Raw genomic sequence first — 17,593 nt, 5'->3', positions numbered from 1 at the left:
AGGAGTTTTTTTATTGAAAAAATGGTCATTGCAACAAGTCGTCTTACTCGCTTTTTTAGCCTTTTTGTTTGGCGGTGTTTTTATGGGGGCAGGGTTCCTCTATGCGTTATTGAATGCTGCGCTGTTACCATTAGGACTGAGTCCATTTGCCAATGAGCTTTTATTTGGAATGTGGACCATGGTGGCACCAATTGCAGCGATGCTGATTCCACGAGCGGGAAGTGCTGTTTTGGCGGAAGTTTTAGCCGCTTTGGCAGAAATGCTTTATGGTTCGTATTTCGGACCTAGTGTATTAATTTCTGGTGTGATTCAAGGCCTAGGTAGTGAAAGTGGCTTTTTTGTGACACGCTACAAACGGTACGATACACTAACGTTATTTTATAGTGCGATTGGGACGACTATTTTTAGTTATGTGTATGAATACTTTAAGTTTGGTTATGGCAATTACGGTCTGGGGATGAACATTGCTTTAATTAGCGTTCGGTTCGTTTCTATTTGTTTCTTTGGTATTTTCTTAACGAAAGTTATTTTACGAATGTATCAGTCTGCGCAAGGGTTAGCTGTGAAGGCAAAATGAATAGTATCCAATTAAAAGCTGTGTCCTTTTCACGAGAACAACCCTTGTTTGAAAAGACAAATTTAGCAATTCCTCAAGGAACGTTTTCCTTATTAATTGGCGATAGTGGTAGTGGAAAATCAACGCTCTTACGATTGATTGCCGGATTTGCTCCGCTTGATTACCAAGGAGAAATTTTGATTGAAGGAATGGAACGCCGACAATTATCAACTCGTGAAAAGGCGCAAAAAATTGGCATGCTGTTTCAAAATCCCAGTCAACAATTTACAATGAAAACCTTGGAACGAGAACTGATTTTTGCTTTAGAAAATCTAGGAATCCCGCCTGAAGAAATGAATCGAAAAATCCAAACAGCGCTTCAACTTGTTCAGACTCAAACCTTATTCACACGAGAATTAGCGACGTTATCTGGTGGTGAAAAACAAAAAGCGGCGTTGACAGTTCTGCTAGCAATGAACCCAGATATTCTTTTATTAGATGAACCTTTTGCAAGTATTGATCCAACCTCTCGAAAACAATTTATTCAAATTTTAGCAAGACTCCATCAAGCAGGCAAAACGATTTTGGTGTGCGACCACGATTTCAGCGATTACGCTGATGTTGTGGACCAAGTCGTCACGTTGAAAAATGGCCAGTTTGAAAAGCAACCGTTGACGTTTATCAAAACAAAACCGCAGACATTTCAACTCACAAATTCTGTGGTAAAACAACCAATGCTCCAATTGAAAAATTTTCGTTTGTCTCAGGGAAAACGAGTGCTACTTGAAGAAAAAGAAGCGCTTTTTTTTAAAGGAATTACCACGTTGACGGGGCCAAATGGGGCGGGGAAATCCACCTTATTAAAAGCCATCGTTCAGAGACAAAAATATCAAGGAAAAATGTTCTTGGCAGGCCGCCGCTTGCGGGCTTCAAAAAAATTGTATCAACACATGACATTAGCGGTGCAACAAGCCAATCGTCAGTTTGTCACGTTGACTTTACGAGAAGAGCTTTTGTTTGGTCAGAACATGACAGCAGAAAAAAGAAGAAAACAAGAGGAAGCCTTAACTTTTTTAGGTTTAAAAGAAAAACTAGAGCACAGTGTTTTTCAACTAAGTGAAGGGCAAAAAAAGATGGTGCAATTAATTAGTTTGCTGAGCTTAGATTTGGACTGTTTACTTTTAGATGAACCTTTTGCTGGATTAGATGAGCGAGCATGCAATTATTTTGTTGAATGGATCAAAGAAAAAAGTGCGCAACAAGATTTTCTAATCGTCACGCATCGGCTAGAACCTCTCTCTGGCGTGAGCAATTACCGAATAGAATTGCTGCAGCAACAACTGATTATCTGGCAGGAGGGAACCACATGCAAATAAAGCAAACAGATGCAGCAATTTATGCTTCTTTGATTCTTATTTTGACCTTTGAATTATCTTTTTCTCAGTCAATTTTGGCAAATTTGGCGGTTTTTATGGGTTGTGTCATTTTTTTAATAGGCCAGCGAAAATCCCGCTTACTGCTTTGGTTATTTTTCTTGCCACTTTTACCAGCAATCGGGACGTTTTGGTCTATTTATTTGTATGGTACGAGTAGTCAACAAGCCTGGCTTTTGTTTAGTCGAACGTATGCCTTTGCCGGTTTAGGACTAGCTTTTGCTGTAGGCGTTGATTTTGAAGAATTATTGTTGTTATTGGAACAAAAGGGGCTAGCACCAAACTTTGTTTATGGAATTTTAGTGGTGGTTCACGCCTTACCGGAAGTGAAAAGAGAAATTAATGATTTAAAAGAAGCAAGCCTACTCCGTGGCAAAACGTTTCATTTTTGGTCGCCGATGCTTTATGTTAAAACACTGCTCGTTGCTGTTTCCTGGCGAGATAAATATACGGAAGCAATGTCTGCCCATGGCTATGAAGAAGGAGCCACCAGAAGTCGAAAAGAGCATTTTGTGTCAGCAAAAGTCAGTCTTGGGCTTGCTATTTTGATCATCATTTTTACCAATTTGTTTATTTTTCTAACGTAAAGGAGAAACCTATGACATTTACAGAACAAGCCAAAGAACAAGCGCAAGCTTCTTGGCAAGGAAGTTTTCAGCATCCTTTTATCACAGAGTTACATGAAGGAACCTTGAGTCCAACGATTTTTCGCTACTATTTAATTCAAGATCATTACTATTTAAAACACTTTAGTCAACTTTATCGCTTGATTGCGGCACAAACGCAACAACCTCGATTGAAAAAATTACTCTTAACAAATGCGGAAAATCTCGCGTTGGGCGAATTAGCTATTCGTGAAACTTTTTTTGAAGAACTAGCAATTACGGAAGAAGAAGTTGCAGCGACACCGATTGCACCAACCGCTTATCACTATGTTTCTCATATGTATCGCCAACTTATTGAAGGAACGCCTAAGACGGCCGCAGCAAGTATGTTGCCTTGTTCTTGGCTCTATCAAGAAATTGGTGCACAGTTAGTCAAACAACACTCACCAGAGCCACTGTACCAACGTTGGATTGAAACCTATGCTGGGGAGGAAGCGTACCAACACGTCCAAGAGGAACGCCAACTGTTAGACCAATTATATGAAGAAAGTTCACCACAAGAACAAGCAGCTATGATCACCGCTTTTGTTATCAGCAGTGAGATGGAATACGCTTTTTGGGAAATGGCCTATACACACGAAACCTGGATTGGTTAATACAAAAACAAGTCGTTTAGTGCTCGTAACTAACGACTTGTTTTTGTATTAGAAAGCAGTAATTGTCAGTTGCTTTTTTGACAGGGCGTGATAAGATATTCAGTGACGCAAAATCTGTTATAACTCGCTCAGTAATAACAGAAACGCCTTGCTAAGAAAGGACTGTAGAAGCCTCATGAATTATCCAGAACCGATTGCAAAATTGATTGAAAGTTATATGAAATTACCAGGAATTGGTCAAAAAACAGCGACACGGCTTGCTTTTTATACAATTGATATGAAAGAAGAAGATGCTAATGCTTTTGCAAAAGCGCTAATTAGTGTCAAGAGAGATCTCCATTTCTGTAGTATTTGCGGAAATATTACTGAAGAAGATCCTTGTGAAATTTGCCAAGATAAAAATCGTGACCGTAGTATTATTTTAGTAGTGGAAGAACCAAAAGACGTTATGGCAATGGAAAAAATGCGTGAATATCAAGGCTTGTATCACGTACTCCACGGGGTGCTTTCACCGATGGAAGGAACAGGACCAGAAGATATTAATATTGCCTCTTTGATCAAACGATTGCACGATGATGAAGTGAAAGAGGTCATTATAGCAACCAACGCTACCACTGAAGGAGAAGCGACGGCGATGTATTTATCACGGCTCATTAAACCAGCTGGAATCACCGTTACTCGTTTGGCACACGGCTTGTCTGTCGGCAGCGATATTGAATATGCAGACGAAATAACCTTGCTAAAAGCAGTCGAAGGACGTCGAGAAATTTAAAAGAAACATCGTTGGAAAAAGAGGTTGAAATCGAAGTAGGTCGTTTCTGTGAGAAAATGTCGCAGTTCAAGTTTTTCAGTACTTCTTTTTCAGTTTCTTTTTTTCAGCGGATGCATCACTTTAAATAGGACATAAGGATTTCAATTAGACTGATAGAGCAAGATGAAGTATAATAGATACAAGTAAAAATTGATTGGAGTTTTCGCACGTGCAGGGTATTTTTATCACATTTGAAGGTCCAGATGGCGCTGGCAAAACCAGTGTTTTGAAGGAAGTTTCTGAAAGATTAGCTAAAGAGTCAAAACGAAAAATTGTCACCACAAGAGAACCAGGCGGCATACCGATTGCCGAAAAGATTCGAACAGTTATTTTAGATCCAAGAAATGACAGAATGGATGAGCGAACAGAAGCTTTACTTTACGCAGCTGCTCGTCGTCAACATTTAGTGGAAAAAATCTTGCCAGCTTTGGAAGCGGGTCATTTAGTCCTATGTGATCGTTTTGTTGACAGCTCATTAGCCTACCAAGGCGCTGGGCGTAGAATTGGGATTGCACCAATTGCTTCAATTAATGCGTTTGCGACAGAAGGTGTCTCACCAGATTTTACAATTTATTTAGACGTTGACTCAGATACTGGCTTACGGCGGATTCAAGAAAATCGAACACAGCAAATTGATCGCTTAGATTCAGAAGGATTAGAATTTCATCAACGTGTTCGTCATGAATATTTGAAATTAGCAGAAGAAAATCCACAACGTATCAAAAAGATTGATGCACGGATGAGTTTAGAACTTGTCGTAGAAGCAACGTATCAGGCGATTATTGAACGTTATCCAGAAAACTTTTAATTATAGGAAGGTGTAGACCATGAAGATTATTTTAGCCATTGTACAAGACAAAGATAGTAACCGATTAGCCAACGAATTTATTGATGCCAATATTCGTGCTACAAAATTATCCTCAACAGGTGGATTCTTAAAAGCGGGAAACAGCACATTTATTATTGGGATTGATGATGAACGTGTCGACGAAACATTAGCTTTAATTAAAGAAACATGTCAATCAAGAAAACAATATGTTTCAACACCTGTGACTTTAGATATCACAATGGATGGCCAAATTCCTTATCCTGTGGAAGTTGAAGTAGGCGGCGCTACTTGCTTCGTCTTACCAGTTGAAGGATTCCATCAATATTAAGATGAATGAAGCACAACAGCTACAGCAAATGCAACCTTTGCTGTACAAGCAACTCCAAAAAAGTTTTGAGCATGGTCGTCTTGCCCATGCTTATCTTTTTGAAGGAGATACAGGAACTGGAAAACAAGAATTTGGCTTATGGATGGCGAAACATGTCTTTTGTACGAATTTAGTAAATCAACAGCCTTGTAACGAATGCCATAATTGTGTGCGGATTAATGAAAATGAACATCCAGATGTTTTAAGAATTGCGCCAGATGGGCAAACCATCAAAGTGAACCAAATCCGTGAATTAAAAGCGGAGTTTTCTAAAAGTGGGGTCGAGACTGCTAAAAAAGTTTTCTTAATTCAAGAAGCAGATAAAATGAGTACCGGCGCAGCCAATAGTCTCTTAAAATTTTTAGAAGAACCGGAAGGACAAATTTTAGCTATTTTAGAAACCACTTCGCTTTCTCGAATTTTACCAACGATTCAATCACGATGCCAAACCTTACATTTTCAACCATTAGTCAAAAAAACATTAATTGATCGCTTAATCAAACAGGGGATTGGTGAAAAGACTGCAACCCTTTTAGCTGAGCTGACAAATAGTTTTGAGAAAGCAGTTGAAATCTCTCAAGATGAATGGTTTAATGAAGCTAGGGAAATCATTTTGCAATGGTTTAATTATCTAAAAAGTAATGATTTACAGGCATTTATCTACGTTCAGAAGAAAATGGTCAAAGTATTTAAGGAAAAAGAACAACAAGCGCTTAGCTTTGACTTGCTCATGGTTTATTACCGTCAATTATTGGAAGAAAGTGTTGCGACACAGCAAGCCAAAAAAATAACGGAAGAGCAGGCGGAACGGTTGGCGCTAATTTTGAAAGCACGCCAAAAATGGACTGCCAATGTTAGTTGGCAAAATGTTTGTGAACAATTAGTTATCCAAATGATTCACCCTAAATCATAAAGGAAAAAAGTGCCAAGTGGCATTCAGTTTCATAATATAGTAGGAACTTAGTTGTTTCAGCAAGTTCCTTAACCGATTGAAGCGACGTTCACTTGAACTAGATTAGGAGGAATAAAATGGTAGAAGTAGTAGGAGTTCGCTTCCGTGAAGCCGGTCATATCTATTATTTTGCTCCTGGAAAATCTGAGTATATTTATAATGAGAAAGTACTCGTTGAATCTCAACAGTCAAAACAATTAGCTACTGTTGCTATTCCTAAAAAAACAGTCGATTCAGACGATTTACCAGAGGACCTAAAACCCATTTTAAATAAAGCAACAGCCAATGATTTAGAAAAAGAACAAAAAAATTTGGCTGATGCAGAAGCTGCCAAAAGCATTGCCAATGAAAAAATTCGAGCTCATGACTTAAAAATGAAATTAGTGCGAGTAGAATATACCTTCGATCGTAGCAAAATGATTTTTTACTTTACGGCAGATGGGCGAATTGATTTTCGTGAATTAGTCAAAGACTTAGCGGCTATTTTCCGGACGCGAATTGAGTTACGTCAAATTGGTGTCCGAGATGAAGCGAAAATATTAGGTGGCATTGGCCCTTGTGGCAGACAACTGTGTTGCTCAACATTTCTAGGAGATTTTATGCCAGTTTCAATCAAAATGGCTAAAGATCAAGGGTTATCTTTAAATCCTGTCAAAATTTCGGGATTATGTGGCCGCTTAATGTGTTGTTTGAAATATGAAAACGACGAATATGAAGCCGCTAAAAAAGAATTACCAGATTATGGAAAAGAAGTAATAACACCAGATGGCAAAGGCAAAGTCGTCGGGTTGAATCTATTAAGTCGGATTGTCAAAGTTCGTCTGCATGGTCGTGAAATCGCAGCGGATTATGATTACGAAGAAATCAAAGAAGCTACTGCGAAAGTTGCTGCTGAAAAAGGTGATCAAAATGGATAAACGTTCGCTCTATGATGGATTAAATTCGTTGGAAACTGATTTAGACAGTTCCGTGACACAATTAAGAGAAATTAAAGCAGCACTCCATGAGTTGGTAGAAAAAAATACCACGTTAGAAATCGAAAACCAACGCTTACGGGAGCATCTCCAAGAACTGAATAAGTTAGCAGGAAATACAACTGAAACTGAAAAACAAGAGCTATCAAAATCACGTATGAATTTGGAAAAACTTTATGAAGAGGGCTTCCATGTCTGCAATATTTTATATGGTTCAAGACGTGAAAATGATGAAGAATGTGCCTTTTGTCTTGATGTTATTTATGGGGAACGTACGCGTTAAGTCTAGTGGACACTGCAAATAAAAAGGAAAGGTTTGGTTTGACAGTCAATCGATTGTCAAATCAAACCTTTATCTATTTATAGAACGAAAAAGGAAAATGAGGGATGCGCTATGCAAAAACAGAAAAGTTTTGATAAGCAAACAACAAAAGGAAAATTGTATCTTGTCCCAACACCGATCGGCAATTTAGAAGATATGAGTATTCGTTGTTTAAACATATTGAAAGAAGCAACGGTGATTGCTAGTGAGGACACAAGAAACACACAAAAATTGCTAAATCATTTTGAGATTACAACACCACAAATTAGTTTACACGAACATAATTACAAAGAGCGAATTCCTCAACTGATTACACGATTGCTGAGTGGTGAAACGATTGCCCAAGTTAGCGATGCAGGTATGCCTTCAATTAGTGATCCTGGTCATGAATTGGTTACAGCATGTCTTGAAGAAGAACTGGCAGTGATTGCCTTGCCAGGACCTACGGCAGGAATGACCGCCTTGATTGCCTCGGGTCTTTTACCACAGCCATTTACGTTTTATGGTTTTTTACCAAGAAAGAAAAAAGAACAGAAAGACGTGTTATCAGCATTAAAAGAAGAACGGCCGACACAGATTTTTTATGAGTCCCCCTATCGGATTGCTAAAACGGTCGCAACGTTTGCTGAAGTCTATGGTCAAGAACGCCCCGCTGTGATTTGTCGAGAATTAACGAAACTTCATGAAGAGTATTTGCGTGGTACCTTAGGTGAACTAACAGAATATTTAGCAGAAAATACGCTAAAAGGCGAGTGTTGTTTATTAGTTAGCGGATTTACTGGTGAGAAAGAGACAATAGCAGCAATGCCAGCTATTTCCCTCAAGGAACATGTGCAAGTTTTAATGGAGGAAGAGGGACGGAGTTCCAAAGAGGCAATCAAAGAAGTGGCCAAATTGAGAAATGTAAAAAAACAAGAAGTATATAAAGAATATCATTCCATTTAAAAAAGGAGAGAAACATGAGTAATTTATTGCGAGCAGAAGGCGTGTCTTATCAAGTAAATGGTCGTAGCATTCTTTCTGATATTGATTTGTCATTTGAAACAGGCAGCAATACAACAATTGTTGGTCCTTCAGGTAGCGGGAAAAGTACATTTTTAAAAATTTTATCTTCATTATTAAGTCCTACAGAAGGCGAAATTTTTTATCAAGAAGCGCCAATTACTACAATGCCAATCGAAACATACCGCCAAAAGGTTTCTTATTGTTTTCAGCAGCCAACTTTATTTGGTGAAACCGTGTATGATAATTTATTATTTCCATTTACCGTCAGACAAGAAGCGTTTAATCAGGAAAAAGTCGTGGCATTGCTCCAACAAGTGAAATTGCCCGCTGCTTATCTTGAAAAGAAAATAGCTGAACTCTCTGGTGGTGAGCGACAACGGGTTGCTTTGCTACGAAACATTATTTTTGTACCAGATGTTTTATTATTAGACGAAGTTACAACGGGATTAGATGAAGAAAGCAAACAGATTGTCAATCAATTGTTAAACCAATTAAACAAAGAGCAAGGAGTCACGCTGGTTCGTGTCACGCATGATACCGAAGAAATTCAGCAAGCACAGCAAGTGATTCGTATTGTAGCAGGAAAGGTGGCGCCGACAGATGGATTTAGCAGTTAATAATTTATCCTTATTTTTTTCAGCCATGCTAGTGGTGGTCGCATTAATTATTAGTACTAAAGAAAAATTAGGTTTTACCAAAGATATTATTATTAGTGTGATTCGAGCAGTCATTCAATTAGTCGCAGTCGGCTATTTATTAAAATATGTTTTTCAAGTCAATAACCTGATTTTAACGCTCATCATGGTTTTGGTGATTGTTTCCAACGCAGCCTTTAATGCAAAAAAACGCAGCCAGCAATTACAAAAGGGCTTTTTGATTTCTTTCATTGCAATTGGTTGTAGCACAGGAATTACCATTGGTATTTTGATTTTTTCTGGTTCTATTAAATTTATTCCTTCTCAAATCATTCCTATCAGTGGGATGATTGCCAGCAATTCGATGGTGGCAATTGGTTTATGCTATCGCAATTTAGATACTCTTTTTCAAAACCAACGGCAAGCGGTAATGGAGAAACTAGCATTAGGTGCAACTATCAAACTCGCCTCTTTACCAATTATCCAACAAAGTGTGAAAACCGGAATGGCACCGACGATTGATTCTGCCAAAACTGTCGGAATTGTTAGTTTGCCTGGGATGATGTCAGGCTTGATTTTTGCGGGCGTTGATCCGGTCCATGCGATAAAATATCAGATTATGGTGACTTTTATGTTGCTATCAGCAACAAGTATTGGTTCAGTGATTGCAACGTATCTTGCCTATAAAGGCTACTATAATCAACAAAAACAATTGATTGTTTAATTAAAAAGCTGGAAATCTGTGTTTATAACTTCACGGATTTTCAGCTTTTTCTGGTTGAAATAAAGAAGTTTCAATTTGAAAAAGAACGGACGTTCGTATATAATGGAGGGAGGAGGCGAATCAAAATGATGAGCGAATTACGTTTTCCCTTAAAAAAAGATACGTCGAGAAAAATTATACATATAGATATGGACGCGTTTTTTGCTTCAGTTGAAGAACGAGATCATCCAGAGCTAGTAGGACATCCGTTAGTTATTGCGCGCCATCCAAGTGATACTGGGGGCAAAGGAGTGGTGACCACAGCGAATTATATTGCTCGACAGTACGGTATTCACTCGGCTATGAGTGCTCAAAAGGCGTATGAACTATGTCCAAGTGCCATTTTTAAGCCAGGTAATTATCAGAAATATAGTGAAATTTCTCAAGAAATCCGTGAAATTTTTCGCCGCTATACAGATGTGATTGAACCAGTATCTATTGACGAAGCGTATTTAGATGTAACTGAAAATAAGGTCAACAGTAAGTCGGCTATTAAAATTGCGAAAATGATCCAATATGATATTTGGCATGAATTGCAGTTAACTTGCTCGGCAGGTGTTAGTTACAATAAGTTTTTAGCCAAGTTAGCATCAGATTTCCAGAAACCAAAGGGCCTGACGGTTGTCTTACCAGAAGAGGCCGAAGATTTTTTGAAAGCATTACCGATTGAAGATTTCCACGGAATCGGGAAAAAAACAGTGCCTAAAATGCATGAACTAGGGATTTTTACTGGAGCAGATTTATACAAGCAAGATGAGATGACGTTGATTCGGTTATTCGGTAAAATGGGTTATTCATTGTATCGTAAAGTCCGTGGTATCCATGATGCGCCAGTTCAAGTGACTAGAGATCGTAAGTCGGTAGGCAAGGAACATACTTACGGCACCCCTTTAACGACGGAAGAGCAGGTTACGGCTCAATTGAGACAATTAGCAGCAGGTGTTGAGCATGCATTGCAACGAGTGCAAAAACATGGCAAAACAGTAGTCCTGAAAGTTCGTTATACTGACTATACGACGATTACGAAACGTGTGACATTACCTGAATATATTTCTAAAAAAGAAGAACTTTTCTATCAAGCGAATTTAATTTGGGAAGATATTTTAGGTTTAGAACAAGGAATCCGTTTATTAGGCATTACTTTAACGAATTTAGATCCACTAGCGTATGAAAACATTGTTTTACCTTTATGGGAAAAAAGTTAGCCCTTTAGCCACATCCTCAAGAGATGGCTAAAGGGCTAACTTTTTTAAATTGATTTTTTGATTTGTTCATAAGACGTTTCGGCGTCATGACATTTTTCCCAAATAACAGCTTTGCCAGCAGCAAGTGATTTGGGTACATCAATAATCCGTTGATTACTACTGCCACGAAATTGTAAATTTAAATTACGTTTTGCCAGTTCAAAACGCCCATCGACTAAAATGTCAATTGAATGGAGTAGTTCAAGCTTATCAGGCGTTTCTAAAAGTAGTTCTTCAAAGGTATACCCTGACCAAGACCAGATATCTTTGGCTGAGCCAAATGTTTCCCGCACACGTTTGACTACACTAAGACAAACATCTGTATTCAGAAAGGGTTCACCACCCAAAAGAGTCAAACCTTGGACATAGTCATGGGACAAATCTTCAATAATTTGATTCATTAAAGATTCTGTAAACGGCGTACCGTAATTGAAATTTTGGACAGCTTTGTTAAAACAACCTTCACAAGCAAAGAGACAGCCACTCACATATAAACTATTGCGTACACCTTCGCCATCAACAAAGTTGAACGCTTTGTAATCGGCAATCTTTTTTTGGCTGTAGTCTTCGGTTTTCCATTCTTGTGGTTTCGGATTACGCATCAGCAAAACTTCTTTCTATAGAATAATCGAGTTTAATTTTTTAAATGTTTCACACGAGAGGAAATTTCTTTGTGACGACCATGTACCATTGGGCGAGCTTGCGGGTTACCTAAATAACCACAAGTCCGTTTAACGACATCACAAGTCTTAGGATCATGATTGCCACATTCTGGACATTCAAAGCCACGTTCAGTTGGATGGAAGTCCCCTTCAAAACCACAGGCATAACAATGATCAATTGGCGTATTGGTTCCTAAATAGCCAACTTTGTCATAAGCGTAATCCCAGACAGCTTCAAGTGCTTTGGGATTTTGCTGTAACATGGGGTATTCACAGTAGTGGATAAAACCACCAGAACAGTATTTTGGATAATCCTTTTCAAAATCAAGTTTTTCAAAAGGCGTTGGATTTTTGCGTACATCATAATGGAAACTATTTGTGTAATATTCTTTATCTGTAATATTTTCGACGATGCCAAATTTTTCAGTATCTAAACGGCAAAAACGGTCAGTCAAGCTTTCGCTCGGTGTAGAGTAGACACTAAAATGATAGCCGTATTCGTTGCCCCAGTTGTCGGCATTTTTTTTCAGTTCTTTTAAAATATCCAGTGTAAAGTTTTTGGCCTCTTGATTGTCCTCCCAAGCACCGCCGTAAAAGGCAGAAGCCACTTCATACAAGCCAATATAGCCAAGTGAAACCGTGGCACGTTTGTTTTTAAACAGTTCATCTACGGCATCCTGTGTAGCTAAACGTTTTCCAAATGCACCATACATGTATAAAATCGGTGCATTCGCTGGTTTAGCTTCTTTAACACGTTCAACCCGATAAACCAAAGCATCTTTAACGATCGCTAAACGTTCATTTAAAATTTGCCAGAACTTTTCTTGACTTCCTTGCGCTTCTAAAGCGATTCTTGGTAAGTTCAAGGTCACAACGCCTAAATTCATTCGGCCAACATTTACTTCTTCACCTTGTTCGTCTTTCCAGCCTTGTAAAAAGGAACGACAGCCCATTGGTACCTTAAAACTACCTGTTAGTTCAACGATTTTATCATAGTTTAAAACATCAGGATACATGCGTTTCGTTGCGCATTCCAGTGCCAGCTGTTTAATATCGTAGTTTGGATCAGTAGGTTGCGCATTGACGCCTCGTTTAATTGTGAAAATTAGTTTTGGGAAAATAGCTGTTCGTTTTTCAATCCCTAAACCATTAATTCGGATTTGTAAAATCGCCCGTTGAATTTCTCGCTCAAACCAGTTGGTACCTAAACCAAATCCCAGAGAAGTAAAAGGGGTTTGTCCATTGGAAGTAAATAAGGTATTAATTTCATACTCAAGACTTTGCATGGCATCAAAAATATCTTTTTTCGTTTTCTTCTGAGCGAATGCTTTTTGGCGTTCTTCTCCTTCAATCCATTCTTGCGCATCTGCTAAATGTTTTTCATAATTACGTTCCGCAAAAGGCGCTAATAATTCATCAATCCGATCGGCAGAGCAACCACCATATTGACTGGAAGCTACATTGGCAATAATTTGAGAAATTTGTGCAGTGGCCGTTTGAATTGATTTTGGTGATTCGACATCAGCGTTCCCAATTTTAAAGCCATTGTTTAGCATGCCTTTAAAATCAATTAAACAGCAGTTTGTCATGGGCGTATATGGATGATAATCTAAATCGTGGTAATGAATGTCGCCTTTTTGATGGGCATTAGCCACGTGTGAAGGCAACATCTTTAAACCAATTGATTTTCCAACAATCCCAGCGGTTAGATCACGTTGCGTATTAAAAACGTCACTGTCTTTGTTGGCATTTTCGTTCACGACAGTCTGATCTTTATTAATTAATTTGCCGATAGATACATTAATATCAGTCGCTTTACTACGCTCAAAATCACGTTGGGTTCTGTAATGAATGTATTCTTCGGCTAAGGCATATTCGTTGTTGGATAGCAGAGTATGTTCCACAATATTTTGAATTTCATAAATTTTTACGTTATTGGTAAAACGTTCGGCAATTTCTCGATTGACATCGGCAACAATCGATTGGACTTTTTGATGTGTCAAAGGAGTGACTTGGTCATGTATTTTTTGTTCAGCTTTGATCAAAGCATCGTATATTTTTTGATCATCGAAAGTCACTAAACGACCATCCCGTTTGACGACTTTAATTGTTGAGAGATTAACATCCTCGGCTTTTTCATCAGTAATCTTCATCATTTTATCCAGCTCCTTATATCTCGTTAGTAACTATCCTAATACAAAGGTCGGCTAAATTCAATCGATATATTGCGTATTTTTAGTAAAATATCACTAGACAAACACTATATATTGTGCTTGCACTGTTTTGAAAAAAATATGAAAACAAATGAAGAAAAGGATTGAGCAAATTTTTTTGCGTGAAAAAAATTCTTTGTCCAAATTAAAAAACAGCAAAGATTTTTTTGCCAAATTGCTAAAAGCAACACTAAAAAATAACAATTATTAAATAATAATTGTTTGCGGATTTATTCACGAAATGCCAATTATTCTTTGACTACCGAACGATATTGTAAGATAAAACGATGTTCATTCAGATTTTTTCTTGGTAAAATAAGAGTAATAACAAAACGTTGGAGCGAGAAAAATGAAAAAAATTGTAGAAGTAAACCATGTCAGCAAGACATATGGTCGTTTAAATAATAAAACAGAAGTATTAGATAATATTTCGTTTACCGTTGATGAAGGCGAATTTGTGGGGATTATGGGTCCCAGTGGTGCTGGGAAATCGACACTGTTGAATGTCTTATCCTCGATTATTTTGCCAACCGCAGGAATCGTGCGCATCGCCGGACAAGATATTTTAAAAATGCGAGATAATCAGTTAAGTGATTTTCGAAGAAACGAAATGGGGTTTATTTTTCAATCGTTTAACCTAATTGATACGTTAAATGTGAAGGACAATATTCTGTTGCCTTTAGCTGTAGAAAAAGTTTCATTAGAAGAAATGGATAAACGTTTGTTACATGTGACTTCGATTTTGGGGATTCAGGAGCTTTTATCTGCTTATCCACCAGAGATTTCTGTGGGACAAAAACAACGAGTAGCAGCTGCTCGTGCTTTGATTACGAACCCTAAAATTATTTTTGCAGATGAACCAACTGGCTCGCTGGATTCAAAATCAGCAACAGAATTGTTGAAATATTTAGCTGAAATTAATCTACATGATGATGCCACAATTTTGATGGTGACACATGACCCGTACACGGCCAGTTTTTGCAATCGCATCTTGTTCATTAAAGACGGTGCGATTTTCTCAGAAGTTGTTCGTCAAGGATCACGTAAGGAATTTTTTAATCGTGTGATAGATATGCAAGCAACGATTGGTGGAGGCGGGCGCGCAAATGATTTTTAAACTATCATTAAAAAATTTAAAAGCTCATGTACCTAATTATCTGGTTTATTACATTAGTATGACTTTTGCAGCGGTCGTTTATTATTGTTTCCGTGCGATTGCTTACAACCAGCCTCTTGTCGCAGGTGCAGGCCGTGATATCGAAATTAAGCGATCTTTAGGACTCGGTAGTACCTTAGTCACCATTATTATTTTGGGCTTTATGTTGGCAGCAAATCGTTTTTTTATAGGAAAACGTAGCCAAGAAATTGGCTTGTATCGATTAATTGGCTTGAGAAAGAGCCAAGTTTCACTAATTTTTTTAGTAGAAAATTTAGTTTTAGGCTTTGTTTCACTAATTAATGGAATTATTTTAGGAGTGATTTTCACCAAGTTGTTTTCAATGATTTTAGCCAAAGTTATGTTTTTAGAAGTCCCCAGTTTCTTCTATATTTCTTGGCGTTCCGTTATTGAAACCGGTGTAGCTTTTGCATTTATGATTTTGATTGTCTGCTTAAGAAGTATTTGGATGATTTATCGTTATCCATTGTCGCAGCTTATGCACCAAGAAAAAATTGGTCAAATTAATTATAGTCGTTTAACGAAACGGCGGCAGTTTCTAGGTATTTTAGGACCTATTTGTTTACTGGCTGGTTATTTTATTGCGTTTGATTTTCGGAATTTAGCGACAGGTATTGTGTATAAACAATTAAATGATTCATTGGATATCTCGATTCCAATGATTATTACATTGACGCCTTTTATCATTTTGGGTCTCTGTGTGGTGGGAACTTATTTATTTTTCCGTTATACCATGTATTTTATCATTCGCTTATTTAATCATAGAAAAAAATGGTATTACCAAGATTTACGCATGATTACTTTAGGCAATGCCAAACGCTACTTATTTAAAAGTAGCAAAACACTCACTGGTTTGACCTTGTTAATTGCGACAGCCTTGAGTGGGATTGGCGTGATGGTTTTTGTGTATACGATTAGTATGCACACGGTCAACAGTGATGGCCCCGTGGACTTTTTAGTTTCACAGGAAAGCTATCCTAAATTGAAGAAAGTTCTCGATGAAGCGAAGGACACCAAAATAAAAAATGAAGTGACACTTTCTTATAAAATTACTGGAATTGAACGAAGTTTGCGAATTGGTCAAGCGCAAGAGGAACAAGAAACGATTGAAGCAGTTAATGTTTTATCCTTCTCAAATTACCGCAACTATCAAAAAATTAATCCTTATTTAAACGATTTACATTTAAAAAATGACCAAAGTGTTATCTATATGGATAGCTTTACCAATATTTTAAGTGGTATGTCTCGTTATGAATCGAAACTGCAATTTGTTGAAGGAGAGAAGGCACAACTGCAACAAGTGCTGCCTAACTATCTAGGCAATTTTTTATTGCAATATTCCTTACCAACGATTGTCGTTTCCGATGCCCTTTATCAGAAAGTGACAAAAAATTCCATTCAGTATCAGATTAACGCCGTAAATGTTGACACGAAAAGCCGTGAAAAACTTTATGAAGCCGTAAATAAACAGATTGCCACAGAATGGCAAGCGCCAATTTTGTATAAGTATGAAAAAAATAACCAGCAGTTGAGTGGTTTTGCCAAACAAATGCCTAACGAAGAGGTAAAGAATACGCAAGATGATGTCACAGAAACTTGGCGGCTAAATATGAATGATCGCTACGCCTCTTTACGCTATGAACGAAAAATTAACGGCTTGACTTTATATGTCTCCATGTTTGTGGCAATTTTAGCGTTGTTTATTACGGGCAGTATTTTGATGTTACGACAACTGTTTTCAGCTGTAAGTGAGCGTCAAGATTACGTGACTTTAAAACGGATGGGTGTTTCTAGTAAAGCGATAACTAAGCAAATTTATCGACAGAATAGTTTGATTTTCTTTCCGCCGATGGTCATTGGGATTTTGCATACCACCTTTGCCATTTATTTGTTAAGCCAATTTATTAAGAGTCCAGGATATTTGTTAGTATATCTTTCTTGTGGAATCTTAATAATTGTTTATCTAATTTTTTATATTTTAACGTCTGCCATTTATGCGCGGATGATTCGACACATCCATTTTTAAAAAACTGTAAAAGCCGTTGTGAAGCGGTTTTTACAGTTTCTTTATGCGAAAAAATTATGAGAGTTCCCTTTATGAAAATCATGAAAATTTAAGAAGTGACGAAATTGTTAGTTTTTTTATTAAATTGTAAGAAATTTCAATGGACTTTGCTGAAATATAGCATAAAATAATGGATAGCGATTAACCTTAGGAGGTGAATGATAATGAAAACAACTTTTCAGAAAATTCTCAATAACGAAAGTCTTAAATTCATCGGTAAAACGTTATTTTATTCTTTCATTGTCATTGCATTAATTTATCTTTATCATTACAAGAATATCAATGGAGGAACCTTCATTTATAACGAGTTTTAAGGAGGCGGCT

The 17,593-nt window shown here is 37.5% G+C and carries 19 protein-coding genes; 17 read left to right on the top strand and 2 right to left on the bottom strand.

Annotated features, from left to right (window positions below; genetic code table 11):
• Nucleotides 1–13: 13 nt before the first annotated feature.
• The 14 genes from IGK03_RS11165 to dinB all read left to right on the top strand — a co-directional run bounded on the left by IGK03_RS11165 (nt 14) and on the right by dinB (nt 11,113).
• Nucleotides 14–577 (top strand): ECF transporter S component, encoded by a 564-nt coding sequence (locus IGK03_RS11165; RefSeq protein WP_002359429.1) that lies wholly within the window; start codon nt 14–16, stop codon nt 575–577.
• Nucleotides 574–1,932: an ABC transporter ATP-binding protein gene (locus tag IGK03_RS11160; RefSeq protein ID WP_049095896.1), complete on the top strand. Its 1,359-nt coding sequence runs from the start codon at nt 574–576 to the stop codon at nt 1,930–1,932. The genes IGK03_RS11165 and IGK03_RS11160 overlap by 4 nt, the downstream gene beginning before the upstream one ends.
• Nucleotides 1,923–2,576: a CbiQ family ECF transporter T component gene (locus IGK03_RS11155; RefSeq protein WP_049095894.1), complete on the top strand. Its 654-nt coding sequence runs from the start codon at nt 1,923–1,925 to the stop codon at nt 2,574–2,576. Before IGK03_RS11160 ends, IGK03_RS11155 begins: the two co-directional genes overlap by 10 nt.
• An 11-nt stretch (nt 2,577–2,587) precedes the next feature.
• Nucleotides 2,588–3,250 carry a thiaminase II gene (gene tenA, locus IGK03_RS11150; protein ID WP_002362330.1) on the top strand — a complete coding sequence of 221 codons (663 nt, stop codon included), beginning with the start codon at nt 2,588–2,590 and terminating at the stop codon, nt 3,248–3,250.
• 175 nt (nt 3,251–3,425) lie between these two features.
• Nucleotides 3,426–4,022: a recombination mediator RecR gene (recR, locus tag IGK03_RS11145; protein WP_002356363.1), complete on the top strand. Its 597-nt coding sequence runs from the start codon at nt 3,426–3,428 to the stop codon at nt 4,020–4,022.
• 208 nt (nt 4,023–4,230) lie between these two features.
• A complete protein-coding gene (gene tmk / locus IGK03_RS11140; RefSeq protein WP_002356366.1) occupies nt 4,231–4,869 on the top strand; it encodes a dTMP kinase in 639 nt (212 codons plus the stop codon).
• A 19-nt stretch (nt 4,870–4,888) separates the two neighbouring features.
• Complete coding sequence (locus IGK03_RS11135) at nt 4,889–5,218, top strand: cyclic-di-AMP receptor (RefSeq protein ID WP_002356367.1); 330 nt, start codon at nt 4,889–4,891, stop codon at nt 5,216–5,218.
• Between the two features lies 1 nt (nt 5,219).
• Entirely contained in the window at nt 5,220–6,170 is a 951-nt protein-coding gene (holB, locus tag IGK03_RS11130; RefSeq protein ID WP_002389791.1) for a DNA polymerase III subunit delta', read from the top strand.
• A gap of 116 nt (nt 6,171–6,286) precedes the next feature.
• The gene (locus IGK03_RS11125; protein ID WP_002356371.1) at nt 6,287–7,126 is read left to right on the top strand and encodes a PSP1 domain-containing protein; all 840 of its coding nucleotides are present in this window, start codon (nt 6,287–6,289) and stop codon (nt 7,124–7,126) included.
• A complete protein-coding gene (locus IGK03_RS11120) occupies nt 7,119–7,466 on the top strand; it encodes a DNA replication initiation control protein YabA (RefSeq protein ID WP_002356372.1) in 348 nt (115 codons plus the stop codon). The genes IGK03_RS11125 and IGK03_RS11120 overlap by 8 nt, the downstream gene beginning before the upstream one ends.
• A 111-nt stretch (nt 7,467–7,577) precedes the next feature.
• On the top strand, nt 7,578–8,450 hold the full coding sequence (gene rsmI, locus IGK03_RS11115; protein ID WP_002356373.1) for a 16S rRNA (cytidine(1402)-2'-O)-methyltransferase: 873 nt from the start codon (nt 7,578–7,580) through the stop codon (nt 8,448–8,450).
• Nucleotides 8,451–8,464: 14 nt separating this feature from the next.
• Complete coding sequence (locus tag IGK03_RS11110; protein WP_002356375.1) at nt 8,465–9,127, top strand: ABC transporter ATP-binding protein; 663 nt, start codon at nt 8,465–8,467, stop codon at nt 9,125–9,127.
• Nucleotides 9,111–9,869: an ABC transporter permease gene (locus IGK03_RS11105; RefSeq protein WP_002381411.1), complete on the top strand. Its 759-nt coding sequence runs from the start codon at nt 9,111–9,113 to the stop codon at nt 9,867–9,869. The genes IGK03_RS11110 and IGK03_RS11105 overlap by 17 nt, the downstream gene beginning before the upstream one ends.
• Nucleotides 9,870–9,997: 128 nt before the next feature.
• Nucleotides 9,998–11,113, top strand: a complete 1,116-nt coding sequence (gene dinB, locus IGK03_RS11100; RefSeq protein ID WP_289858165.1) for a DNA polymerase IV — start codon at nt 9,998–10,000, stop codon at nt 11,111–11,113.
• A 44-nt stretch (nt 11,114–11,157) separates the two neighbouring features.
• On the opposite strand, the gene nrdG is transcribed toward dinB, so the two are convergent.
• Together nrdG and nrdD are read right to left on the bottom strand one after the other, a co-directional pair.
• Complete coding sequence (gene nrdG, locus IGK03_RS11095; protein ID WP_002356379.1) at nt 11,158–11,754, bottom strand: anaerobic ribonucleoside-triphosphate reductase activating protein; 597 nt, start codon at nt 11,752–11,754, stop codon at nt 11,158–11,160.
• 32 nt (nt 11,755–11,786) lie between these two features.
• The gene (nrdD, locus tag IGK03_RS11090) at nt 11,787–13,970 is read right to left on the bottom strand and encodes an anaerobic ribonucleoside-triphosphate reductase (RefSeq protein ID WP_002382497.1); all 2,184 of its coding nucleotides are present in this window, start codon (nt 13,968–13,970) and stop codon (nt 11,787–11,789) included.
• 406 nt (nt 13,971–14,376) lie between these two features.
• Here nrdD and IGK03_RS11085 point away from each other — a divergent pair, with 406 nt between their 5' ends.
• From IGK03_RS11085 to IGK03_RS11075, 3 genes are all read left to right on the top strand, one after another.
• A complete protein-coding gene (locus tag IGK03_RS11085) occupies nt 14,377–15,144 on the top strand; it encodes an ABC transporter ATP-binding protein (protein ID WP_002356382.1) in 768 nt (255 codons plus the stop codon).
• Complete coding sequence (locus tag IGK03_RS11080) at nt 15,134–17,230, top strand: ABC transporter permease (RefSeq protein ID WP_002384061.1); 2,097 nt, start codon at nt 15,134–15,136, stop codon at nt 17,228–17,230. Before IGK03_RS11085 ends, IGK03_RS11080 begins: the two co-directional genes overlap by 11 nt.
• Before the next feature lie 203 nt (nt 17,231–17,433).
• Nucleotides 17,434–17,583 (top strand): teichoic acid D-Ala incorporation-associated protein DltX, encoded by a 150-nt coding sequence (locus IGK03_RS11075; protein ID WP_002356384.1) that lies wholly within the window; start codon nt 17,434–17,436, stop codon nt 17,581–17,583.
• The last annotated feature ends 10 nt before the right edge of the window (nt 17,584–17,593 follow it).

This window comes from Enterococcus sp. DIV2453a (assembly GCF_050533535.1).
Taxonomy (GTDB): domain Bacteria; phylum Bacillota; class Bacilli; order Lactobacillales; family Enterococcaceae; genus Enterococcus; species Enterococcus faecalis.
This window is presented reverse-complemented; position numbering and strand designations above follow the sequence as displayed.